Origin of the sequence: Granulicella aggregans (assembly GCF_014203275.1) — a bacterium.
GTDB lineage: Bacteria > Acidobacteriota > Terriglobia > Terriglobales > Acidobacteriaceae > Edaphobacter.
This window is the reverse complement of the sequence record NZ_JACHIP010000003.1, coordinates 22253-47261: the sequence shown is the minus strand read 5'-3', so window position 1 is coordinate 47261 and position 25009 is coordinate 22253. Positions and strand designations below refer to the sequence as shown.

Annotated in this window: 20 protein-coding genes; 15 read left to right on the top strand and 5 right to left on the bottom strand. The window is 57.9% G+C overall.

The features are described 5' to 3' along the window. Positions 1–132: 132 nt before the first annotated feature. Positions 133–384 carry a helix-turn-helix transcriptional regulator gene (locus HDF16_RS10435; RefSeq protein ID WP_184216375.1) on the top strand — a complete coding sequence of 84 codons (252 nt, stop codon included), beginning with the start codon at positions 133–135 and terminating at the stop codon, positions 382–384. A 145-nt stretch (positions 385–529) separates the two neighbouring features. Here the strand turns inward: HDF16_RS10435 and HDF16_RS10430 are convergent, their stop codons facing one another. Then, positions 530–970, bottom strand: a complete 441-nt coding sequence (locus tag HDF16_RS10430; RefSeq protein ID WP_221312671.1) for a 3-keto-disaccharide hydrolase — start codon at positions 968–970, stop codon at positions 530–532. A 436-nt stretch (positions 971–1406) separates the two neighbouring features. On the opposite strand from HDF16_RS10430, the gene HDF16_RS10425 reads away from it, so the two are divergent. The 4 genes from HDF16_RS10425 (at position 1407) to HDF16_RS10410 (ending at position 6791) form a co-directional block, all read left to right on the top strand. After that, positions 1407–4058, top strand: a complete 2652-nt coding sequence (locus HDF16_RS10425; protein WP_184216373.1) for a hypothetical protein — start codon at positions 1407–1409, stop codon at positions 4056–4058. A 49-nt stretch (positions 4059–4107) separates the two neighbouring features. Next, on the top strand, positions 4108–4455 hold the full coding sequence (locus HDF16_RS10420) for a hypothetical protein (RefSeq protein ID WP_184216371.1): 348 nt from the start codon (positions 4108–4110) through the stop codon (positions 4453–4455). Between the two features lie 461 nt (positions 4456–4916). Next, positions 4917–5738: an alpha/beta fold hydrolase gene (locus tag HDF16_RS10415; RefSeq protein ID WP_184216369.1), complete on the top strand. Its 822-nt coding sequence runs from the start codon at positions 4917–4919 to the stop codon at positions 5736–5738. A 90-nt stretch (positions 5739–5828) separates the two neighbouring features. Next, on the top strand, positions 5829–6791 hold the full coding sequence (locus tag HDF16_RS10410) for an MBL fold metallo-hydrolase (protein WP_221312670.1): 963 nt from the start codon (positions 5829–5831) through the stop codon (positions 6789–6791). 32 nt (positions 6792–6823) lie between these two features. On the opposite strand, the gene HDF16_RS10405 is transcribed toward HDF16_RS10410, so the two are convergent. Continuing rightward, on the bottom strand, positions 6824–7450 hold the full coding sequence (locus tag HDF16_RS10405) for a response regulator transcription factor (RefSeq protein ID WP_184216367.1): 627 nt from the start codon (positions 7448–7450) through the stop codon (positions 6824–6826). A gap of 136 nt (positions 7451–7586) precedes the next feature. Beyond that, a complete protein-coding gene (locus HDF16_RS10400; RefSeq protein ID WP_184216365.1) occupies positions 7587–10670 on the bottom strand; it encodes a sensor histidine kinase in 3084 nt (1027 codons plus the stop codon). A gap of 609 nt (positions 10671–11279) precedes the next feature. On the opposite strand from HDF16_RS10400, the gene HDF16_RS10395 reads away from it, so the two are divergent. The 10 genes from HDF16_RS10395 to darG all read left to right on the top strand — a co-directional run bounded on the left by HDF16_RS10395 (position 11280) and on the right by darG (position 22777). Next, positions 11280–11690: a hypothetical protein gene (locus HDF16_RS10395; protein WP_184216363.1), complete on the top strand. Its 411-nt coding sequence runs from the start codon at positions 11280–11282 to the stop codon at positions 11688–11690. Continuing rightward, entirely contained in the window at positions 11612–12745 is a 1134-nt protein-coding gene (locus HDF16_RS10390) for a hypothetical protein (RefSeq protein ID WP_184216361.1), read from the top strand. Before HDF16_RS10395 ends, HDF16_RS10390 begins: the two co-directional genes overlap by 79 nt. Positions 12746–12787: 42 nt before the next feature. Next, positions 12788–13855, top strand: a complete 1068-nt coding sequence (locus HDF16_RS10385) for a tetratricopeptide repeat protein (protein WP_184216359.1) — start codon at positions 12788–12790, stop codon at positions 13853–13855. 338 nt (positions 13856–14193) lie between these two features. Then, complete coding sequence (locus tag HDF16_RS10380) at positions 14194–16770, top strand: tetratricopeptide repeat protein (protein WP_184216357.1); 2577 nt, start codon at positions 14194–14196, stop codon at positions 16768–16770. Beyond that, a complete protein-coding gene (locus HDF16_RS10375; RefSeq protein WP_184216355.1) occupies positions 16767–17162 on the top strand; it encodes a hypothetical protein in 396 nt (131 codons plus the stop codon). The genes HDF16_RS10380 and HDF16_RS10375 overlap by 4 nt, the downstream gene beginning before the upstream one ends. Positions 17163–17455: 293 nt before the next feature. After that, positions 17456–19891, top strand: a complete 2436-nt coding sequence (locus HDF16_RS10370) for a tetratricopeptide repeat protein (protein WP_184216353.1) — start codon at positions 17456–17458, stop codon at positions 19889–19891. Then, entirely contained in the window at positions 19888–20022 is a 135-nt protein-coding gene (locus HDF16_RS31240; protein ID WP_281383450.1) for a hypothetical protein, read from the top strand. The genes HDF16_RS10370 and HDF16_RS31240 overlap by 4 nt, the downstream gene beginning before the upstream one ends. Positions 20023–20634: 612 nt before the next feature. Next, positions 20635–20841, top strand: a complete 207-nt coding sequence (locus HDF16_RS10360; RefSeq protein ID WP_281383463.1) for a PRTRC system protein C — start codon at positions 20635–20637, stop codon at positions 20839–20841. A gap of 209 nt (positions 20842–21050) precedes the next feature. Next, positions 21051–21692 (top strand): type II toxin-antitoxin system toxin DNA ADP-ribosyl transferase DarT, encoded by a 642-nt coding sequence (gene darT, locus HDF16_RS10355; protein WP_221312669.1) that lies wholly within the window; start codon positions 21051–21053, stop codon positions 21690–21692. Positions 21693–21694: 2 nt separating this feature from the next. Continuing rightward, a complete protein-coding gene (gene darG / locus HDF16_RS10350; protein WP_184216348.1) occupies positions 21695–22777 on the top strand; it encodes a type II toxin-antitoxin system antitoxin DNA ADP-ribosyl glycohydrolase DarG in 1083 nt (360 codons plus the stop codon). Here the strand turns inward: darG and tcmP are convergent. Then, a complete protein-coding gene (tcmP, locus tag HDF16_RS10345; protein WP_184216346.1) occupies positions 22752–23729 on the bottom strand; it encodes a three-Cys-motif partner protein TcmP in 978 nt (325 codons plus the stop codon). The genes darG and tcmP overlap by 26 nt on opposite strands. Next, positions 23704–24525, bottom strand: a complete 822-nt coding sequence (locus tag HDF16_RS10340; RefSeq protein ID WP_184216344.1) for a DUF5131 family protein — start codon at positions 24523–24525, stop codon at positions 23704–23706. Before HDF16_RS10340 ends, tcmP begins: the two co-directional genes overlap by 26 nt. Positions 24526–25009: the final 484 nt, after the last annotated feature.

The window sequence follows — 25009 nt, the reverse complement described above, 5'->3', positions numbered from 1 at the left end:
AGGTGTTCTCCGATACGACAAAGAACAATGAGAGACGAGTTGGTGCAAGCGGGCACAAGTTGCGCAATTTTGGCGTTTAGCCTCATTGTCCTCACTAGGTGCGCGGCCTGATAGGCAGCGCGAGGAGATGTCATGGCTGCAACGATACGTGTCGTAATTGCCCAGGAGCTTGGAATGCTGGACACACATGCGGTGGCGCGCATCACGGGGATGTCCGAAGTAACCCTTCACCGGTGGCGCATGGGAGGAAGCGGCCCACCGTTTGTACGCATGGGTCGCTCCGTTCGGTATCATCCATCTCATGTTGAGCGTTGGGCACTCGACAATACGTGCAATCCGCTACCCGCGCGCGGCGGACAGGGGAACTCGGATCGCTATCTATAACCGAGAGTAAGCACGCGCCCAAGGTGACTCAGGTCAGAACACGCTTAGCCTCGCATCTTATTGAGACCGATAAAGCTCTTTTAGATTCCCTGCGGGTGGCGCTCTGTAGAACTCTGGGTGCGTTGGCATCATCGACGGCCATCCTCTACCTCCGAAAACCGGCAAGTAGGCCCGAAAGAACAGAAGGAAGAGCATCGTCCGTGAGTGAAGGCATCGTCACTCTTGCGGGACAGAGATCGTTATTTTGCGATAAGCGATGATGGTCTCCCTGGAGATAAAACGGTCCGGGCTCGCTCTCGTTGCTGTCGAGAGCGCCGCCGGTCGGCCCAGGAATCTCGACGTTGTCGTAATACATCTTGCCATCGCGCAGTACGGACACATGTCTTCCGACCAGGGTGATGTCGAATGTCGTCCACCTTTCCAGGTCAATTTCTCTACCGGCTGGTGGAGGGTATTGGCAAAAGATTGCACCCATTTCATGCGTGAGAATCTTGCCGCCCTCGGTGCCCACCTGAACCTCGTAACGACCGCGAAGATATATGTCACTGTTACCACCACCGTCGGGACAGTTGACCTCGATGTGCAATTTGAAGTCCTGGAACTTTTCCGTAGCCGTGATTTTGAGGGCACCATGTGCGCTTGACCAGGCGCTTCGGTAGTGTCATTGACCCGTTCTCCGTTACGGGCCACCCATTCCGAGCAGGGTCCTTTTCCAGACAATGAGGTTCTACCGGAAATCCGGCAACCGCCGTCCCGGATTCAATGGCAAGTGGGCTAGGCTGACGATTCGGTCAAGTCACCCGTTGAGAGAACTGAGAACTTACAGTGCTAAGAAAAGCCATCATCGCTCTCCCTCCCATCGCGTTCATCCATCGTCCGTTCAGAATCTTCACTCATCATCTCGCCGGGGTGCTTCTCAGCATGGCTCAGCACCAGACTCTATCCAAACGGCTTGCCAAGCTTGCTATTCTCTAGGCAGAAGAAGACCAGGCATATTCGACCAAACTCAACTCGCGACCGCCATGGCAAACCTCAGCCAATCCGAAACCCAAACCGCTTCCATCTCCGGCAGCCACAATATCATCATCCAGGCTGCTGGCAACAACATCACCATCAGCCCCCACCTTCCCCACCTCACCCTCATCCCCCGCGCCCGCCGCATCCTTCCCATCCAGCAGGACATCGACATCCTAAAGCCCGAGTGCGAGGCTATCCCCCTCATTGGCCGCGCTCCCGACCAAGAATTCCTCCGCCAATGGCTACAGGGCAGCGGCATCAAGATCACCGCCATCACCGGCCAGGGCGGCTCCGGTAAGACGCGCCTCGCGCTTGACCTGCTCAGCGATCTTGCCCCCACCTGGGACGGCGGCTGGCTCCACGCCACTGAGGCCAAACGCTTCTGCAGATTGCAGAACCTCTCCGAATGGGGGTGGCAGCGCCCCACCCTCGTCGTCATCGACTACGCCGCCATGCTCGGCGAGTCCCTCCGCACTTGGATCGCCGAACTGTCCAACCACCCCGCGGCAGACCCAACAACCCCAAGCCCAGACCACCCCGCACTCCGTATCCTGCTCCTCGAGCGCTTCGCCGACCAGCATACCGGCTGGTACCATGACCTGGCCGATGATACCCACGACGGCCAGCGCGCGCGCCTGCTCATCAACCCCCTCACCCCCCGCCCCATCCTCCCCATTGACAACATCGACCAACGCCGGCAGCTCCTCGCCGCTGCCCTCGCTGCCGCCGCCCGACACCATACCGACACCATCCCACCCCAGCTCCCCCCCCCAGACACCAGCCCCGCCATTGACGACCGCCTCCGTCAGCCCCAGTGGAGTGACCCCCTCCAGCTCCTGATGGCCGGCGTATCGGCTACCGACGGCAACCTCCTCGGCGCCCTCAGCCTCTCGCGCAAAGAGCTCGCCATCAGCCTCGCGAAACGCGAACGGGATCGCCTCCGGCAATACCTTAACAAACCCCAATCCGAAGACCTCCTGCTCCACCTCTACGCCTGCACCACCCTCTGCGGAGGCCTCGACCGGGACTCCGCTATCCGCCTTGCCAAGGCAGAGTTCGACGTCCTCCAAGAGATCTACCCCACCGGCCCCGGCGGAGCCATCCGCGACCTCGCCCAGCACCTTGGCTCCTCCGGGCACATCCCTGCCCTCGCCCCCGACCTCCTCGCTGAGGCTCTTCTCCTCGTCCTCCTCGGCCACTCCCCCGGCCTCGGCGAACAGGTCATCGAACGCCTCGCCCAGACCGCCGGCAGCCGCATCGCACCTAACCTCATCCATCTTGTCCAGGACTTCGGTTACCTCGTCCACGACCAATCCGAAAATCAAGCGGTCACGGCCTGGGCCGAACTGGCACTCAGTTGGATTGACGCTCTCGTGAGTGCGGGCGCGAAGGAGATAAGCATCCTCGCCAGCATCCAGGCATCGCTGCCCATGGACAACCTCGCCCTCCAAGATGTCGCGCTTGAAGTCGCTGCAATTCTCGTCGAGAAGCTCCGAGCCTCACGCTCGATCCGAGAAGAAGCAACCCAGATTCTTTTGATCCGAAGGCTCAACGCCTTATCTGTACGACAGGCAGACAAAGGTCTGTGGGAAGATGCGCTCAAGTCCACACGCGAGGCAGTCCGGCTGCTCAAGGTCCTCGCTGCCAGCAATCCAGCATCCTTCAAGAAACTTTTGGCCCAGTCTTGGCTCTCATTATCCAACGCGGAAAGCGACCGGGACATGAGAGAAGAAGCGCTCCACTCCGCTCAGCAAGCCGCCCAACTTTTCAACGAGTTGGCGGACGATGACTGGATCAAGTTCCTGCCGGACCTGGCGGGCTCTCTCCACAATCTGTCCAGCCGCCAAGCAAAACTCGGATGTCCGAATGAGGCACTTGTCAATATCAAGCAAGCTATCAATTACCACCGGCAGCTGGTGGAACGCGACCGCCGGCGGTTCTCACCCTACCTCGTCGACTCGCTCGAAAATCTCGCAAAGCTACAGGGCGATATGGGGTCGCCAATTGAGGCCCTCGCGACCATCGAAGAGGCTGTTGCACTCAGCGAAGAATTGGCTGGATTGGACAGAGGCGCCTACCTGCCCCGGCTGGCACACGCGATGAACGAACTCGCCATACGCCAAAGCATTGCGGGGCAGTCGGAGAAGGGACTCATCTCCATCCAGACAACGGTGAAGTACAACCAAGAGCTCGTTGCTCATAATCCAGCCTTTTTCCTCGATCGTCTGGCCGGGTCTCTTCACAATTTATGTCTCGCTCAAGAGAGAACCGGACTGTACGACGACGCACTTCAGTCCATCCAGCTCGCGATCCTACATCGTAGGGGTCTCGCCGCGCGGGATCCCAATAAATTCTCCGCACCTCTGGCACTTTCGCTCAGCGTACTCTGCGACGCGTACGCGAGAAGCGAAAGATGGGCCGACGCAAGAGCTGCGACCTCCGACTGCCTCGAAGCTCTCGCACCCTCCTTCACTCATTACCCTCAAGTCTTCGGAGCCCTCGCAGTAGAGTCAGTGCTGACTCACGTCAACGTTAGCGGCAAGCTCGGATTGGGACCCGATTGGGAGCTCCTCGAGCCCTACCGCTCAATCATTCAGATCGATGATGCGGAGCAAAACGAGAATCCCAACCAGCCGCCAGAGGAGGATAACCAATGATCTTGATTGACCCAGCTCAACTAGCTGCTGCAGCTATGAAACTTTAGCCATGGCTCTCCCGGCCGCCAAGCTTATGGCCAACAAGGCCGAAGAGACCGTCGCCGCCAAGGGCGGCAAGAAACTCCTCAGTTGGCTCACCGAGAAGCTCTCCTCCTCGCCTGTCGCCAAAGAGACGCTCGCCCGCGCCGGCGCCGATCCCGGAAAGCCCCGCAAGCTCCTCGCAGTTCAGAATGAGATTGAAGGCATGGCTGAGGACTACCACACCTTCCTCGAGGAACCCGCCAAGCACATCGAAGCCACGGGCGTCTCCCTTACCAATCAGTCCCAGACCGCCATCGGCGATAACAACACCACCACTAACCAAGTCATGGGCAATAATATAAGCATCGGCCTTTGATTGGCTCCAGGACGCAGCCTCCCATTCCGAAACCAACCCAAAGTGAACCCGTTCAACACTGGCGGCAAGGTTCGGGAGACGGGTTGGGCACGTTCCCCCACGGAGGGAGCAGCCGCCACCAAGGGGAGTCGCTCATGGTGTCACATTCGATCGCTCCATTTAGTTCTACGGCCGCGCGAACAAAGCCCCCAAAGTGGGGTTTCCGAGTAGGCCCAAAGTGTCATGCGCTGTCGTTCACTTCAGGTTCTCCTAAGGCTGTCTTCGAGGAGAGCCCGATGAACCTTGCCAGCAACTCATCCCAAAATCCTGAGCATGAACAATTCCAGAAGTCCTGGGGGGAGAGAGTGGTCGGCTGGGCGACTCTTGCTGATTTCATTTCCCGAAGCCCTTCAGCGATGGGTCAGCTCCCCACTGACGCACCAAATTCCTCGTCTCACAGACCAAGCACAGGAGAGAAGATCATGGATTTCATCACAGTGAACGATGGTACGAAGATTTACTACAAGGATTGGGGAACTGGTCAGCCAATCGTCTTCCATCACGGATGGCCTCTGTCTGCCGATGACTGGGACACTCAGATGATGTTCTTTCTGGCCCACGGCTACCGGGTGATCGCCCACGATCGCCGCGGACACGGCCGTTCTACCCAGACATTCAGCGGCAACGATATGGATACGTACGCCGCCGATGTGGATGAGTTGGTGACCGCTTTGAAGCTGACGAACGCGATCCATGTAGGCCACTCGACGGGCGGGGGCGAAGTGATTCGCTACGTTGCCCAGCACGGCAAGGGGCGGGTCGCAAAGGCGGCGATCATCAGCGCCATTCCGCCCACCATGTTGATCTCGGACAAGAACCCCGAGGGCGTGCCGATGTCAATCTTCGACGATATCCGCAACGGCACGGCGTATCACCGGTCACAGTTCTACCAGGACATCACGATTCCGTTTTACGGTTATAACCGGCCAGGAGTGAAGATCTCGCAAGGTATCCGTGATAACTGGTGGCGTCAGGGGATGATGGGAGGGATCAAGGCCCACTATGACTGTGTCAAGGTGTTCTCAGAGACGGAGTTCTATGACGATCTCAAAGTGATCGACGTTCCCGTACTTGTGATGCACAGCGAGGACGACCAGATCGCGCCCTACAAGGTGACCGGAGCGAAGTCCTGGAAGCTCTTGAAGCATGGAACGCTCAAGTCTTATACAGATTTGCCACATGGTATGCCGACAACACACGCCGAAGTGATCAACGCGGACTTGCTGGCTTTCTTGAAGTCTTAGGAAAGTCCTTGGGAGAGGAAGAGGCATCGGGTGCCTCTTCTCTCCTGATGCGTGCGTTCAACGAGGCGCGTGAGTTGCAGAGGTATCGAGATGAACGAAAGATCTAGATTTTCATCGCGGCGCGGCTTCCTGAAGACGACCGCAGCAGCAATGGCTGGGGTCGTTTTTTGCGGACGTGAGCGTTCGGCAAGCGCACAAAGAGCCGCCATCACGGCAGCGCAGATGAGGGCTGCTGGCTCCACGGCGAAGATCACGGTGGTTCCACTGCGAGCGGGTGTGAGTGTGCTGATGGGATCGGGCGGCAATATTCTTGTCACGTCAGGGCCGGACGGCAAGCTTGCAGTTGATAGTGGATTCGCGACTTCTCAGCCCCAGATAGAGCGAGCCCTTTTAAGTGTGTCAGCGGAGCCGCTGCGCCATCTCATCAACACGCACTGGCACTATGACCACACGGATGGGAACGAGTGGATGCACAAGGCCGGGGCGAGGATCCTTGCGCAGGCGAAGACGCGCACACGAATGAGCTCGCGCCAGGTAATTCCCGCCTTTGACGCGGTATTGCCGCCATCACCGGCAGGGGCCCTCCCCACTGTCGTCTTCGAGGAAGACGAGGCGGTCCGGATAAACGGGAGTAGTATCCACCTGCGCCGATATACTCCGGCCCATACCGACACAGATATTTCAGTCTTTTTTCCGGAAGCTAACGTGCTTCACAGCGGGGACACCTGGTTCCATGGATATTATCCGTTCATCGACTACGACAGCGGTGGCAGTATTCACGGGATGCTCACTGCCGCCACCGAAAATCTTTCTCTCGCCGATGAGAAGACGATCGTTGTGCCTGGCCATGGTGAAGTCGGGAACCGACGTGACCTCGTCGAGTTCCGAGAGATGCTTCGGTCCGTGCAGGACAAGGTAGCGGTTCAGAAAAAGGCGGGAAAGCCTTTGGCCGCAGTGATCGCCAGCAAACCAACATCGGAGTTCGACGCCAAGTGGGGAGGCGGCTTCATCACGCCAGAACTATTTGTCGGCCTTGTGTATAGAGGTTCCTAGCGCCTTCCTGCTATCCATCTACTATCCAGCTACTATCCATCGAGGATTCCTCGCCTCATGGCGATCAGCACAGCATCCAGGCGATCATTCGCATTGAGCTTTGCGAGGATGCTTCGCATATGGCCTTTGACCGTATCCTGAGAGATTTGCAACCGGTCCGCGACGATCTTATTGGAGCGCCCGGCCGCAATGGTCTTGAGGACTTCGACTTCCCTCGGTGAGAGCTCATCGGCTGCGTAATACTTCGTCATCTCGCAAGCAATTTCGGCGGGAACGTGCCGGTGACCGGAATGAACGTCACGAATCGTGCGGGTCAGCTCTTTGCGGAGCATCGTCTTGAGGAGATAGCCCACTGCCCCGGCCTTGAAGGCTCTTGAAGCCTGGACATCGCCGCTATAGGTCGTCAAGACTACGCAGCGTGCGCGCGGCGAAATTTCGCGGATTCTACAAATCGCGTCGGTGCCGTTCAGTCTTGGCATTTGGAGGTCCATCAGGACCACGTCGGGCTTATGTTCCTGGAATGCCCTGACGGCCTCTAGTCCATCGCTCGCTTCCGCGACGAGGACCATGTCCGGCTCTCGTTCAAGCAAACGAGCGACGCCATCCAGAATCAACGGGTGATCGTCTGCGCAAAGTATACGGATTTGGCTGGAGTTCATAGCGGGACCGTCCACAGGGGAATGCAAAGCCAGGAAGCATGCAAGCCCGATGCTCAAAACGGTAGCACAAAGCACTTACCGGAACACCCCCTTAAAGTGTTGCTCAAACAATTTGCGTGCCGGATCATATTGAAACTTAGCTCGGCTTACGGAAGCGGCCAGCCCAGGCTCGATACAAAGTCCCTAAGACTTTGGGACTTTCCAGGTGCCGGTACGCCATGGCTCCGGGAACGACAAGTTGAACGCGCGTGCCACCTCCTGGCGGGACGCCGAGCTTGAGTTCCGCTCCCAAATTATCAGCCCGCTCCTGCATGCCGGCCAATCCCCAGTGATCCTCTCTCCGGCCCCCACTCAGGATGCCGGGATCGATCCCGATCCCATTGTCGGTCACTTCTATCTGCAACCGATGAGGCTCGAAATAGAGATCTGCCCGGATGGCGGAGGCTCTACTGTGGCGAAAAGCATTCACAAGAGCTTCCTTCGAGACGGCATAGATATCCTGATAGGTGATTGGATTCAGGTCCGTCTCCATCCCGTGTGCGATCACCTTCAGCTCCCAGTTGCGGGGCACGGCAAACTCCTCACCCAGCGCGGTGAGTGCTTCCGATAACGGTGCCAGTTCGATCGATTCGTGCCGAAGATCACGTATCCGCTCCCGGCTTTCGACGAGGAGCGAATCCGCGGAATCCAACGCATCTTCCATCTCGGTTCGTGCTGTCTCGGAAGTCGGTATCGACTGTGTAGCGAGATGAAACCTCATCAAGAGGCCTTGAAAACCCTGGAGCAAAGTGTCGTGAAGTTCGCGAGCGACGCGTTCGCGTTCGGCCACGCGTTCGGACAACTTTGAATGGACTTGTTCCGCTACATAACGCATTCTCGCCCGAAGAATCTCCGAGGCAACGAAGATCGCGAGCAAAACGACGAGGGTTGCGAACCACCAAGTCTGATAGAACGCCGGCCTCACGATGATCCGTAGCGGAACGGGGAGGTCGTTCCAGTCCTCGCCGTTACTAGCAGAAACGAGGAACTGGTAGGTGCCGGGGCTGAGACGGGTGTAAAAGGCTTGACGCCGCTTTCCGGCATCCTGCCAACCCTTGTCTTCACCGACCAAACGATATCGGTAATAAACCCTCTCCGGCGCGCTGAGGCTAATGCCAATGAAGTTGATTTCAAGATCGTGGAGATGCGCCGTGTCTGTATACAAGACAGCCCCGGGTTGTCCTGGGGCACGGAGCGCCGACTTCCCATCCACCAGGACGCTTTCAACCAAGACACTTGGAAGCGCTTTTCCGTGGCCTAACTTTGAGGGATCCAGGCTAACGACATCACCACTCATGGAAAACCACAACCTCCCGTGTGCGTCAGAGATGGCGGATGGTCCTCGCTTGAACTGGGTCGGCTGGCCCAAGAGACCATCGTTTTCATCGAACACATCAATCTTGACCGGGTGGTTCGGATCCCGAAGAAGTAGCGCAACTTCTGACGATGAGATTCGGAGAACCCCGGCACCCGCGTTGAGCCACAGATTTCCCTGTTGGTCCTGGGCGATCCCCGACGTTCCCTGGAGAAGATTTGCTTCGAGAGATTGAACCCGCTTGAATTGATTGCCGTCAAACAAAGCCAAGCCTATGGAACCCGCAGCCCAAACCGATTCCTGTGTTTGAAAGAAGGTCAGGGTGTTGCTCCATGTCCCGTCTCCCACCTGAAGCGTGCGATACACGCCATTCATCCTGACTACGATTGCGTCGTTGCCGTATCCGAGCCATAGGCGTCCCTGCGCATCAGAGAACATCGACCATGGACTACTTTTTGGTAGTCCGGGGGCTGTGGGTTGATCCCAGATGCCATTCGAGTAGCGCCAAAGGCCCTCGCCCTGGAAGGAGATGAGTAAGGATGCATCTGTATCCTCCACCATCGCCAGTGAATGCACATGCCGTGTTGGCGCAGTTATCTTGACGTGGACCGGAGCGTCTCTGCCGTAGCACTGTACTTCATAGCTGATCATGTCCATGAAGCAGATATCGCCGTTGCGACGCTTTGCGAAAGGGCCGGAATGGACTTTCAACCCTACCGGGACTGTCTTTCCGTCCACGACATGCATCAACGAAGAGCCGAGCGAATCGATCCAAACTGAGCCGTCATCCGCGGCGACCAGTGATGGGAACGAGTGAAGCCCAGCATCAAGAAAATGAACGAAAGGCGTTTCGCGAAATCGATCCAGGCCTCTCTCGGTTCCGACCCAGATATTGCCCTCGCGATCTTCGAGCAGAGCATGCACCTGTTGCGAGGTCAGGTCGCCATCGGTTCCGTGTTCGATGACTGGCGAGGTCGAATTATCCGAGATATGGAGAATCCTCAAGAGGCCCTGATCGTCTTGTGCGACCCAAAGATTGTCGTGAGAATCGACCAATATTTCGGGCTTGCCTTTGAGAAGAAGAATCGCCTTCGCAGAAGGGTCAGAGAAGCGACGAATCGCACGCCATGCGTCGCCTAACCAGATCTCTCCGTTGCGGCTCTGAATCATCGAAGTCACCAGATGGACCTGATTTGGAACATCTTCCAACTGACCTAATCCGTGGCGCAGAACCGAAAGACGCTTATCCCGTGAGATCCAGATGTTTCCCTCACGGTCAAACATCACTGCAAAAACTCCTTCAGGGCCAATCCCGTGAGCTGTCCCGAAGTCAATCCATCGCTTCCCCTCAAACCGCAAGAGGCTATTGCTGCCGGTCAACCATACGGAGCCGTCCGGGCGGCAGATCACCTTGTCGAGCGCACCGGCTGGTACGCCGTCGTCATGGCTGTACGTGACCATGCTCCCGTCCGTTTGCAGATGAACGACGGTTGCACTGCACATCGCGATCCAGAGGCCGCCATCGAGATCGGCCGCGAGCGAGCAGATGTCGAGCGAGGGAGTGCTGGAGCCCAGCGGATACTGGAAGAATCGAAGCCCGTCGAAACGGTATAAGCCTAAGGAAGATCCGATCCACAGATAGCCGTCCCTGGTCTGTGCAAGCGTCTTTACGCCACCGGGCGCACCATCCCGTCGAGTCCAGGAGGTGTGGGTGATGCCTTGGAATGACGGAGAGGGCGGCGGGGGCTGGAGACCGCTTTTCCGGGCGGTAGCATCAGTGTCGGCCGTGTTTGATTGGCCGGGCCGCGGAGGCTGAGCGGTAATTGGGCGTGGATACCCACTGGCGAGTACCAGTGAGAGACCCAAGATGATGCTCCCCCCGGCCATCGAGCCAATTGCTTTTTTTCTAGATCGCAGGGTGCATCTCCTTTACACGGAAATCGGTGACCGTTTAAAAACCACTCACCATAGTCGACCAGGGATGGCATTTTGTATCCACACTAAAGGGCTATCGGCACAACAGCCCAAACGGGCTTCCGTCTCAGTCAAGCCACCGTAGCTTTCAGACTGATCCAGGGAGGAAAAACCTGTCCTGCTACGACTGGCGAGCAAGACGCGCCGGTCCGAAAATATCACGGCGAGAATGAGATAGCAGCCTGCCGGACCTACGCATTTCCTACTCGTGGCGCAATTGTGGAGCATCTCGAGAATGGACGACCTAATACCTGTTAGCCGGGCCACATTGACGCAGCTAGAATCACACGAACGCTCGAAACGTGAACTATTCAGTGAATGACATCAGACTCATATTTGCCTATGGGCGGGGAGCGAGCATCGACAATCCGGATGCGAGAGATGGGACGCATAGGCTGCTCCTGCAAGCTGCAGCTGAAATCCCCGCACGCCAAACTTAGGAGCTCTGTAAGTGAAAATGAATAACTCTTTCTCGCGTGGTACTCTCGTCTTCCAAGCGCGATGACACAGCAAAGCATAACCGTCGACGGCAGCCGGAACATCGTCATCCAGATTGCGGGAGACCACAATCTAGTCAGCGCGGTTGCACCTCCGCGCCTGGCGCTTACTCCCTGGTGCAGGCGTCTGCGGCCCATCAAACTGGACATCGACATTCTCGATCCAGCCTGCGAAGCAGTTCCTCTAGTGGGGCGCGCGGCCGACCAGAAATTTCTAAGAGAGTGGCTGGATGGCGACGGCATCGCGGTTACCGTCGTCACGGGTCGGGGAGGATCGGGCAAAACGCGGCTCGCTCTCGACCTTCTGCAGCACGTGTACGAGGGCTGGGACGCCGGATGCTCGATCATGACGAAGCCCGCAGATTTGTCGCGAAGCAGAACCTGTCCGCCTGGGGGTGGGAGAGGCCTACGCTGATAGTCGTCGATTACGCCTCGCTGCTAGTGGACGCACTAAAACAATGGTTCACCCAACTGGCCGACCATGAGGTGGCCCAAAATCACGGAGTCCCCGCGCTTCGCATTTTGCTTCTGGAGCGCCACGCCAGCGACGAATCTGGGTGGTATCGCGGGCTGGCCGATAGCACGTCGGCGGGACGGCGAATCAAAGAGTTGCTGCGGCCCAGAACTTCCCGGCCGATTGCGCCGATCGAAGGGGACGACCGGCTTGAGGTGTTGCAAGCGGGTATGAGCCTCGCTGCTGGTCTGGCGGGACAGAGTTGTGAGGCCCTCTTTCCTCTCCGCACAGATCACAATTTTGATCGGATTCTCGCGCAGCCCCAGTGGCGCGATCCGCTGCTATTGCTTATGGCGGCGTTATCCGGGGCAGGTGGAAGCCTGCACAAAGCGCTAGCTCTATCGAGGCGCGAACTTGCAATTGAGGTCGCGACGAGAGAGCGAGACCGTTTCTCCCTCGGTATAACCAATGCCAGCAGGAAGTCGGTGCTCCTGCATCTCTACGGTTGTGCTGTGCTCTGCGGCGGACTCGACCACGAAGCTGCAGTAGGTATTGCGGAGAATGAGCTCCAAGCTTTGCACAAGTCTTATCCGGGCAAAGCGGGACAGGCAATCGACGATCTCACAGCCAAACTTGGAGCAGCGGAGGGTCCCCCCGCGATGGCGCCCGACCTGCTCGCAGAGGCGTTCCTCCTCGTAGTTTTTGGAGAGCGCAGTGGGCTGGGCCAGAAGGTCATCGAACGGGTCGCCGCTTGGCGGTCCGAGCGTGTTTCCGCAAACATCATTAGACTGATCCAGGACTTCGGCCACGTGGAACCCGCGCAGCAACCCAACGAGCGGCTTCTTTCATGGGCCGAACTGTCTCTCAGCTGGGTGCGGGCATTGGTCAACGCAGGAGAGAGCGACACACGCTTGCTCACCACCATTGCGGAAGCGCTTCCTCAGAGCACGCTCACTCTTCGCGGCATCGCGGTCGAAGTTATGGAAACTCTCGTGACCCGCTTCCGCCAGAGCTAAGATGTTCACGAAGTTGCCGGCCAGGCACGCTTAGCGCTCTGGTTGAACAATCTGTCCAAGCGCCAGGGCTATATGGGCCAACGTGAATCCGCGCTCTCCTCAATCGAGGAGGCAGTAGCGATCCGCAGCGAGCTCGCGAAGCGAAACCGAGAAACATTTCTGCCCGAGCTCGCCATATCTCTGAACAATCTATCCAACCGGCAGAGCCATATGGGGCAGCGTGAGTCCGCGCTCGTCTCGATCATGGAAGCAGTAAGTCTTTATCGTGAACTGGTGAAGCAGAGCCGGCAAGCATTTCTGCCCGATCTTGCGAGGTCTTTGAACAATCTGTCCAACCGGCAGAGCTATATGGGACAGCGAGTGTCCGCCCTCGCCTCAATCGAGGAGGCAGTAGCGATTCGTCGGGAATTGGTTCGGTGGGACCGGGATGTGTTTCTGCCCGACCTCGCCGCGTCGCTGAACAACCTTTCTAACCGGCAAAGCTATAAAGGTCAGCGTGAGTCCGCGCTCTCCTCAATTGAAGAGGCAGTGGCGATAAACCGAGAGCTGGTGGAACAGAACAGGGAGGCGTTTTTACCCGACCTCGCAGTCTCGCTGAATAACCTGTCAAATCGACAAAGCTATATGGGACAAGTCGAGTCCGCGCTTTTTTCAATCGGCGAGGCAGTAGCAATTCGCCGAGAGTTGGTGGAGCGGAGCTGGGAAGCATTTCTACCCGATCTCGCGAAATCACTAGGTAACCTTTCTAACCAACAGAGCTATTTAGGGGAACGTGAATCTGCGCTCTCCTCCATGGAGGAGGCGGTAGGCCATTATCGTGAACTTGTGGAGCGGAGCCGAGAGGCGTTCCTGCCCGAGCTCGCCAGATCTCTCAAACAGCTTGGAGATCGCCTGGCCGAGGTAGAACGGCTCCGCGAAGCTCGGGAAGCAAGCGCAGAGGCTCTGGAAGCACTTTCTCCATTCTTTTTGAGATACCCGTTGTCGTTCGATGAGTTCGCCCGAGCAACGGTGCGCGATTACCTCTTGAGAAGCCAGAAACTCTGCCTGGAACCGGATGCCACTGTTCTCAATCCGTACCGATCTTCATGGAAGTCGGGCGAGGAGATTTAGTCTCGAGGGGGTTTAGCCGATGTTTGAATATGTGAAAGTAGCGGCATTGGCAATGCCTGGCTGATAGCCGTGCAGGCCTAGGAAAAATTAGTAGGTGACGCAGAAAAGACGCCTCTCTGCAGAGCGCATAGTCCTCCCTGCCGCTCACGAAGCAACTGGCCGTGCCGAGACATAGCCGGAAGCGCGCCCTTCAAAGCGAGAGGGCAGGGCCGACCATTTGACCAAATGGGTTGCACTCGATGCAACGAGAAACTCCGATAAGAGCTCCAACTGCAGGTCTTTGGCGAAGCGCTAGCTAACAATCCACCGCCTTTTGCTATAGTTGCGCACAGATTGCCATGACTGAACACGATGCATCACCGCAGGGCGACCACAACATCATCGTGCAGGCGCAGGGCGACGGCATCAACATTACCGTTGGCTTACCGCATCTGACGCTTGTGCCCTGGCAGAATCGCGTCCGCGACGATCTTAAGCGCGACATCCAGATTCTCGATGCCGCCTATCGCGCCGTGCCCCTGATCGGGCGGGAGTGCGATCTCGAGTTCCTCTCTCGCTGGTTGGAGGGCAGCGCTATCAAGGTAGCGACTCTGATCGGTCGGGGCGGGGCAGGCAAGACGCGACTTGCTCTGGAACTGCTCGAGAAGATGCCGGATGACTGGTATGCCGGCTTCCTCACCCCCGAAGAGGGCCGCCGCTTCATCGAGCACAGTGACATATCCGCATGGGGATGGCAACGTCCTACGCTAATCGTAGTGGATTACGCTGCGGCGTTAGGGCTAACACTTGCGGCGTGGTTGCGCGGACTTGCCGACCATTCGCCATCGAAGAGCCCTTTGCGGATCCTGCTGCTCGAGCGCCATGCCGGTCTCGAAGGCGGTTGGTACCATTCGCTCTTCGACCCCTCTCGGCAACCGACGCGCGTGGCAGAGCTCTTTTCGCCGCTCGAACCACGAACGCTCGCGCCGCTTGATGACTCGGCCCAGCGTCGGGAGGTTCTCGGCTACGCGTTAGCACGCGCGAGACCCTTCTATTCCGAAAGACCTGCGCCGGCTATTCCCACCCCTGGTATCCACGTCCATTTCGACAAGCTTCTCGAAGATCCGCAATGGGCGGACCCTCTGTTGTTGCTCATGGCCGCGCTCGTCGCCTGCGAAAACGGTTTTCCGGCGGCACTCAGCCTCTCGCGGCCTGAGCTTGCCAAAAACCTTGCGGACAAGGAGGCGCGCCGTATCCGCCACGGCTTTGACCCGCAAGACCCGCAGTCCGTGCAGGATGCTGACCTCCTCGTTCATCTGTACGCCTGCGTCACGCTATGCGGCGGCCTCGATCGCGAGCGCCTGCTGAAGCTTGCAAAGCAGGAGTGTGAAGAGCTCGGGATGAGCTATTCGCGCGGCCCCGGAGCTGCGGTGAATGACCTCGCCGTTCGTGCCGGGGCTGTCTCCTCTATTCCGACGATGACCCCTGATTTACTTGCCGAGGCGTTCTGGCTGGGAGTCCTTGGAAAGCAGAACATCACAGACGGAGTCGAAGTCGTGAAACGGGTCTTCCCTCTCGCGGTTGCGTCGGTGGTCGCCGTCCTCATCCGCTCCGCGACGGACTTTAGCCGCGCGGGAGAGAGCTTACCGCTCGCTGCACTAAAGGCGATCGCCGAATCTCCACAAGCCGATCTAGACCTAAAACTGGTCATTGAACGGGCTCTTCCGCAGGACAGTCTTGCGCTGAGTGACTTCGCACTCTCGCTAACCCGCGAAATAGTGGAGTTGCTCTTGCCAATCTACCTGTATGGCGGATCTACGGATGGCCGGGCGGTGCTCGCAGGTATGTTGGATCGGCTGTCTTCGAGACAAAGCGCCATTGAAGATAGAAAGGGCGCTCTTCAATCAATTACTGAAGCAGTCCGCATCTACTACGAACTATCCCTTACGAAACGGGAAAAGTTCTTTCCCGAGCTGGCGGGTTCGCTCATTAATCTCTCGACCAGGCAGCGCGGGGTTGGAGACCCAACGGGTGCTTTGCAATCAATCACGGAATCGGTGCGAATCTACCGTGTACTCTCGGCTTCGAGTCCAGATCAGTTCCTCCCTGAACTCTCCTTATCGCTGAACAATCTATCCAATCGGCAGAGCGACACCGGTAATTTCACGGCCGGGCTGACTTCAATTGTGGAGGCGGTTGAGATACGTCGAAAGCTTTCAGGATCAGATCCCAAGAAGTTCATGCCAGACTTAGCGCAATCGCTAAACAACCTATCAAATCGAAGGGTACAAGTCGGTGATGTTCAAGGCGCTTTAGAGTCGATCAGTGAGGCGGTGCGAATCTTTCGCGATCTCTCTGCCTCAGACCCCGACCGGTTCTTACTGGACTTCGCGCGGTCCCTGGGCAATCTATCCACTCGACAAGCGCGAATTGGCGACCGAGATGGTGCATTGGAATCGATCGAGGAAACAGTACGAGTCTTTCGCGATCTATCTGTCTCAGCCTCGAAGCGCTTCCTTCCCGACCTTGCAAAATCTCTTATAGCTCTCTCAAGTATGCAGGTCGAGGCGGGGAACCACCCGGACGCCCTGGTATCGATCATTGACGCGGCGCGAATTTTGCACGATCTGTCAGTGTTGAATCCGGACCGCTTCCTACCCGAGCTCGCGCTAAGCCTAAGCATCTTGGGCGATCAACTTTGCGCAGTAGGCAGACAGCGTGAAGCGATGGAAACGTTTGCTAAGTCGATTCGGCTACTTGAACCGTTCTACATCCGGTATCCCGAGGCCTTTCGCGCATGGGCACCCGCCACCGTCAGGGACTATCTCGTCCAGAGCCGGCAGTTGGGCGTTGAGCCAGATGAGCAACTGCTGTTACCGTATCAAGCAGTGATCGCAGAGTACAATCTGCGGCTTGAAGAGGGAGAGTCCGAGTGATCGAGATCGCCCAGCTTGCCCAGGAAACGATGGCCGTCCTTACGCCTCTACTTCCGCTTGCGAAAGAACTTGCCGCTAAGGCTGGAGACGGCGCTGCAACTGAGGCCGGAAAGGCGCTGCTCGGCTGGCTCAGCAGTGCGTTCCAAGGCAAATCCACTAAGCTCGAACGCTCAATCGAGAAGCCTGAAGATAAGACGCGCCAGAATGCTCTGGAAGCCGAGATTGTCGAGATGGCGGAGACGGACGAGAGCTTCCGGACCCAACTCGCCGAACTTGTTCGCGCGGCTAAGGAGTCGGGCCCTGTGGTCACCCAGCAGATCGCGAACGTCATCGGTAACAACAATAAGCTCGCGCAGGCCAGGGGCAAAGACATCTCCATTCACATCGGGTGAAAGCAAACGAAAGCATAAGCGACGGCTCAGCTCGGCCAGCCTAGATGCTGTCCTTTGCCACTCGACAGCCGGACTATCGTGGGTGTGCCTGCTTGTTTGGCGTTGTGGCTCACTTCACGGCCATTGGGCTCCAGCTATCAATCATCAGGTCTTCACAAGGACCGCCAAATTCCCACAACCAATTCCGGCAGGGCTCACGCAGCGCCGAGAGTGATCGGTTTGGTACTAAGTATTTCTTGGGATTTACGATGCGGGATGCTACGGTATGTCGTAAATTCAGCGTACCCGCCCAAATGTCGACACGATTCGCATCACCGCAGGGAAACCACAATATCATCGTGCAGGCGTACGGCGACGGCATCAACATTAGTGTCGGCATGCCGCATCTGACGCTCGTTCCCTATCAGAACCGCATCCGCTCAGACCCCCAGCGCGACATCCAGATCCTCGACCCGGTCTTCCGCGCCGTCCCGCTCGTCGGCCGCGACTCCGACCTCAACTTTCTCCTCAACTGGCTCGGCACCGGCGAAACCGGCGACATCAAAGTCACAGCGATGATCGGTCAGGGTGGAGCAGGCAAGACCCGCCTTGGCCTTGAACTCCTCGAAAAAGCGTCGGACGGTTGGGACGCGGGCATCCTCACCGACGACGAGGCCCGTAATTTCGTCCAGCAACAGAACCTCTCAGCCTGGGGTTGGCGTCGTCCCACGCTTATCCTAGTCGACTATGCCGCCGCCCTCGCCCTAACCATCGCTGCTTGGCTCCGCGGCCTCGTCGACCACGCCCCGCCGAAACACCCACTTCGCATTCTCCTGCTCGAGCGCCACGCCGACCTTGAAGGCGGGTGGTACAACTCCCTCTTTGACACCTCACGTCAGCCTGCCCGCGTGGTGGACTTATTCTCCCCGCTCGAGCCCCGAAAGCTGGCTCCCCTCGACGTCACAAGCCAAAGGTGGTCCGTTCTCGCCTCCGGGCTCGAGGCAGCCACGCGCCTCAAGCCAGGCAAACCAGTGCCGAAGTTGCCCCAGACCGGCACCGATTCCTGGTTCGACAAGCGCCTCGCCGATCCGCAGTGGGCCGACCCGCTGCTCCTCCTCATGGCGGCTATTGTAGCTTTCGACACCGGCCTTCCGTCCGCCCTCAGCCTCTCCCGCCCCGACCTCGCTAAAGAGCTGGCAAAGAAGGAAGAGCGCCGCCTCCGCCACAGCTTCGATGACCGCAACCCTCAGTCGAAGCAGGACGCCGATTTCCTCGTCCATCTCTACGCCTGCGTCACCCTCTGCGGCGGCCTCGATCACCACCGCCTACTCGATCTCGCCGAGCAGGAGTGCGGAGCCCTTCACGTCATCTGCTCCGGGGGGCCTGGCAGCATCGTGACCATCCTCGAACGCCTCACAGGCGGAGCCGCTGCCGTCCCCACCATAACGCCGGACCTACTCGCTGAGGCTTTCTGGCTCAGTGTCCTTGCCCGGCAAGGCTCCGCAGCGGCAGTTGAAACAGTAACGCGTCTCCTGCCCTTGGCGACCCAAACGCTCGCCGATATGCTCGTCCGCTCCGCCACCGACTACACCCACACAGGCGAAAAGCTCCCCTTAGCGGCTCTGACTGCCATCGCGGAGGACCCCGACGCCGATTTCGCTCTATTGTCTGAACTCGCAAGGGCGCTTCCCAAGGACACCCTTGCGCTGAGAGCCTTCGCTTTCAAGCTCATCGGAAAACTTGTCAAACGCCCGCGCGAGTCGGCGGATGCAGCAAGCGATCCCGCGTATGTAAACCATCTCTTCGATTACTCCCACCGACAGAGCAGCATTGGCGATCGAGCGGGGGCACTCGTCTCCATCACCGAGGCCGTCGACATCTATCGCAGGCTGGCGTTGGTCAACCTTAACCACTCCCGGCCAGACCTCGCCAGGTCGCTGCACAACCTCTCGAACCGGCAGAGCGAGATTGGCGATCCCGCCGGGGCACTCGCCTCCATCACCGAGGCCGTCAACATCTACCGCGACCTGGCGTTCACCAACCCCAACCGCTTCCGGCCAGACCTCGCATCGTCGCTGAACAATCTCTCTAATCAGCAGAGCGAGGTGGACGATCGCTCGGGTGCACTCCGCTCCATCACCGAGGCCATCAACATCTCCCGCAATCTGGTATCGGTCAACCCGGATCGGTTCCTGCCAGACTTGGCTCGGGCTCTAAACAATCTATCGAACCGGCAGAGCGAGATTGGCGATCCCGCGGGTGCGCTCGTCTCCATCACCGAGGCCGTCAACATCTACCGCGACCTGGCGTCCACCAACCCCGACCGCTTCCGGCCAGGCCTCGCCGTGTCGCTGATGAATCTCTCGAAACAGCAGAGCGAGATGGACGATCGCGCGGGTGCACTCGACTCCATCACAGAGGCTGTCGCTACACACCGGGAACTCGCGCCAACCAACCCGGACCGCTTCATCACCGATCTGGCATGGAGTCTCAGCTTTCAAGGAAATCATCTTGCAGCCGTTGACCGACTTCGGGAGGCGCTTGACTCAACATCAGAGTCCCTGGGAATTCTTGCGCCCTACTACACTCGCTACCCAAATTCATTTAGCAGATTCGCGCCCGCCGCCGTGAACGATTATCTATTCTGCAGCCAGGAACTCAACCTCGAGCCAGACGAAAAACTCCTCCTTCCATACCGAGCACTGATTGAGCAATACAACCTGCGCACCCGCGAAGGAGCCACCGAATGACCGAAATCGCGCAATTCGCTCAGGACGACTTGGTCGTCCTCACCCCGCTCCTTCCCTTTGCCAAGGAGCTCGCCCACAAAGCGCCGACACCACGGCTTCCGAGGCTGGCAAGAAGCTTCTCGGATGGCTAACTACCGCCTTCCAAGGCACGTCCACCAAACTCGACCCTGCCATCGACCGACCGGAAGACAAGACTCGCAAAAACGCCCTCGAAGCCAAGAACGTCGAGATATCCGAGGCCGACGAAACATTCCACACCCTGCCCGCGGAGTCCGACCAGCTAAGGCTTTCGGGCCGGTCATCGCTACCGAATCCGGGCACCAGATCGGACACAACAACACGATGGTTCGGGCCACCGGCGAAAATATATCGGCGCAGATCGGGAGGTGAGCCTAGGGGCTCAACTCTGTGACTGTGGGGACTTTTGTGGGGAGTACCTGCATGGGACCGCTTGTGTCTACTTGTATGGACCTTCACTAAGTGCGGCAAAATAATGATACTTACAAGAATCTACAAGCCCCAATAAAGTCGCCCGGCAGGTCTGCAAAACCTTTATGCGTCGGTTCGATCCCGACCCGCGCCTCCAAATTCTTCAACAACTTAGTGACCTTAGGGAATTCGTCGGCTCCCATTACGGTTCCTGTTAAGGCGAACTCCCCCGGCAAAACCTCCTTACACCTCCACAGAATTGACAGCAAACTCGGCTGGGATCACATACCCGATCTTGCCGCTGATGAGATCGGCTGCCCGATCGGCGTTCTCGTCCAGCACCTCGGCGTAGTGCCGCATCACGATGCCCGGATCCTGCACCTGCGATGTCGGTCGACGAGGTGCGTGAGTTTCTCACGCCCACCTATCCAGAGATTGCGACCGCGACGCTGACCGGTCCGGACGCAACAGGAACATCGCTGCGCTACACCTTCGGTCGGGCTATCGGCTCGAAGGGCTGAAGCAGGCCCACTCGCAGTGGCTCGGGAGGAGTCGGTTGCACTCCGACAACGGAGCAATGGCTTCCCCCGGCGGTCCGGACCCTGGAATCGGTTCGCTAAAATAGATGTTCCGGCTCAATCCGGCTCGTCCAGGGTGTCGCACAAGCCACTTGGGTGCGGCAGTTCGACTCAAGGCAGGCAAGAGCACCACGCAAGGTAAACCGCGAATCATGTCATCTGCTCTCAATCCGGCCAAGGCGCTCATCTTTCGAATCATCCATCGGGACAACCTTCCGTGGATTCTCGACAATGGCCTCTACGCGCGGAACAGCGGGAGGTTCGATCCGAATCACCGCAATATCGGCAATGTCGAACTCATCGACAAACGATCAAGGAGAGTGGTCGAGGTCGCCCCTGGGGGAACACTCAGCGACTACGTCCCCTTCTACTTCACGCCCTTCTCGATCATGATGTACAACATCACGACCGGCTACGGCGGGATCACCAGAGTGCCGAACGACCAGATCCTCATTCTGGTCTCGTCGCTCAACGATGTGGCGAGACTGAATATCCCGTTCCTATTCACCGACCGCCATGCGTATACGGCGATGGCTCGATACTTTAGTGATCTCAATCAACTGGACCAGGTCGATTGGGCGCTACTAGGCAGCAGGAACTTCAAACACGATCCAGACGACCCCGGCAAGAAAGAGCGCTATCAGGCTGAAGCCTTGATCTGGCATCACCTGCCGCGTGAGGCGCTCCTTGGCGTGTGCAGCTACACCGCCGAGATTCAACAGTGGGTTCAGGCCGAGATTGACCGCCGCGGTCTCAGGCTGAAGGCTATTATGGAGAGGAGTTGGTACTTTTGACGATGAAATTCCTTCAAGGCAATCTTCTGGACGCCCCGACCGAAGCGCTGGTCAACACCGTCAATACCGTCGGTGTCATGGGCAAGGGCATCGCCCTCATGTTCAAGGAGGCCTTCCCAGCGAACTTCCGGGCTTACGAAGACGCGTGCAAGAAAAAGCAGGTTCGTGTCGGCCACATGTTCGTTACCGAAAACCCCACCTTTGAAGGTCCCCGTTGGATCATCAACTTTCCGACGAAGAAGCACTGGCGCCAGCCCTCCAAACTTGAATGGATTAAGGAAGGTCTGCAGGACCTGAAGTCTGTCATCCGAGAGCGCAACATCCGGTCTATTGCCCTTCCACCGCTTGGCGCGGGCAATGGCGGCCTGGACTGGAACGACGTCCGACCGGAGATCGCGTGCGCGCTGGCTGACCTCAGCGACGTAGACGTGCTGGTTTATGAGCCAACCGACAAGTACCAGAATGTCGCGAAGTGCACTGGAGTGGAGAAGCTGACTCCTGCCAGGGCACTAATCGCGGAGATGATTCGACGGTACTGGGTTTTGGGCATCGAGTGCACCTATCTCGAAGTGCAGAAGCTGGGATGGTTCCTGGAACGTACGATTGATTCGCTCAAGATTGAGGATCCTTTGGACCTTCAGTTCGTCGCGGACAAGTACGGCCCTTATTCCGACCGGTTGCGCCATCTTCTAGATGGTCTCGACGGAACCTATCTCCGCTGCGACAAGCGCTTGAGCGATGCCGGGCCTTCTGACACGATCTGGTTCGACGATGCGCGACGGAAACACGTCGATCTTTTCTTCCAGCAGGACGAGAACAGGCCGTTTGAGACGGTGTTGGACATCACTGCTCACCGGATCGATGGCTTCCAATCTCCTCTGGGAATGGAGCTGTTGGCCACGGTCGACTGGCTCATCGAGCGAGAGCACTGTAAACCCTCGCTCAAGGGCATTCAAGCCGGGCTGAAAGCGTGGCCCGCTGGACGGCCTGCGGCGGAACGGAAGCTTCGGCTGTTCGACGACCGGCTGATCAAGCTCGCGCTCGACCGCATTACAACCCCTACTCCTGGAACGCTGAGTGCGTAGCTGCCTCGGCGCCAGCTTCCACTAAGCTCTCTGGCTGAACCTGCGAGATATCGATCAACAACATCTGCGTCTCTTTGGGGAGCGCCCTCACAGCCTTGGCGTGAGATCGAACCATCAAGGCCGGGGCGTCCTCGTGATCCGACGCGTGGATCATGTAATACATGATCTTGTTGCCCTCTTCTCGGTCGAAGATCGGGTAGGCCGCAGCGAACTTATACCCCAACTCGTCGACGAACCGCTTCCTCACAATCTCAGCGATCGACCAGCAGTTCATAGGAAGCAGATCACGCCAGTCTGCCCTCCCCCACCATTTGACTGGAATCTCCTCGTTCTTGAGTCCGGAGAAGGCACGATGTAACCAGCCGACCCCCAGGAAATACAGCAGCTCTATTTTGTTATGAGGGGCCTGCTTATACTTCGCAAGTTTGATCAACGTGTCCCAGTGACATTCAAATGTCCGCTGATCGAGAAGGCAGAAGGTCGCTTCTTTTTGGGTGATCGTCCCACTCGCAAGTATGGTATCGATCGTCTGGTTGAAATCGCCCGACACCACGTCTACGTTGCGAGGCAGCTTGCGTCCCGACTTGCTTCTCGGCACAGGCTGGCTGGCATTAAGGTCCTCGAGGCATTTGAAACTTTCGGGATCAAGCTCGCAGAGATAGAAGCGTCGCAGCCACTTGGGCTCGCTGGCGAGGACCAAAGACGCCGTCCAGGCGTCGAGCTTGTCGCGATACTGAGGGCCCGCGAACCCGTCGATGTATGCGCCGTGCTTCGTAATTTGGACGAAATACTTCAGGTACAGCTGAATGAACCGAGCTTTGTGGTCGCTCCAGATCAGTTGATCGATACGTTTGTAGCTTCGAACCTTCTTGCCATCCGACTTAGGCAGGTCCGGGAAGAGCGGAAGTAACTGGTCGTCGATCGTCTTAGAGGGCGATTTGCTGGAGGTCATGCGGTGTGATCAGTCTCCGCTCGAGGTCCGTCATGATCCCTTGGCGTTCGGCGCGCGATGGGATTGGGGGATTCTTGGTAGCTGGAAATTGATCATACGTCCTACCCCGTAGCTTCCGTCCATTCTTCTTCTTATTAACTCCTCCCCATTGCTTGAAGAAGAACGGGATTCGATGTTTGCTACAGGATTTCTGCATGTTAATAACCCATGACTCCTCTAACGGGCGAGCACCGCGTCCGCTCTCTCCTCCGACGATCACCCAGTCCATTCCGGTGAGGTCAACCTCCCCGAGGTCCTCAAGCAATGGCTCGACAGACAGAAACTTGATCGCCGCGGGCGTATTCCGTAGTCGCGCGATCCGTGGCACGCCGTGCTTAATATCTTCGACACTCACCCCCCACCATATGTGGGTAGAGGCCGTTGCGAATTTGAGTGGTCCAGCCAGCAGTTTCTCCAACCTATCGGCTCTCTTCGTGAGCACTTGGTAGGTGTGCCAGTTGGCCTTCACCATCACCTCAGCGACCTGAATGACAAACGAGTCCGGGATCTCAGGATGGAAGAGATCACTCATGGAGTTGACGAAGACCATGTTGGCCGCGCTCCAGGTTAGTGGCTCAAGGAGCTTGTGAGGCACAACCCGGAGATCAAACCCCTGCTTGTAGGGATGCCCAGACACTCCCCGGAAACGCTCAGCGAATGCCGAGGCATAGCAGTGCTTGCATCCGGGGCTGATCTTCGTGCAGCCACGAACCGGATTCCACGTTGTGTCGGTCCATTCGATCTTTGATTTCGCCATCGCATCACGCCTGAGAGAGCCAGTTTCCTCTCGGGTTCATTTTCGCCTCTTGTTCGCCTCTTACCAGTCTCATTCTCCGATCGGAGACCAGGATCGTAACCCTCAAGGAAAGGACAGCGTTGCGACTATCACTATATCCGGTTGCAGCTGAGCCAAACCGGCTGCCGATCCCGGTCCCATATGTACCGCGCCGTCACACATGCCGACGCACGTAGAATTCTTTCGACACCCGAGAGCCGGCACATGACCCCGCCCGGCTCTCCGAAACATACTGCATCCGGCATTCGATCGGAACACGCCTCCGAATGCACTCCGATATCGGTATCGACTCCGTCAAGGGTCAAAGCGCAGCCGATGGATTTCAACAATACAGGATCGTGTGCGAGAGGGGCGGACGCCGCATCCTCCCAACAGAGAATCACGCCGAGGATAGCCTTCGTATGTGGAGAGGCTGGTTGCGCGGACGATCGACCGCAAACGAGCA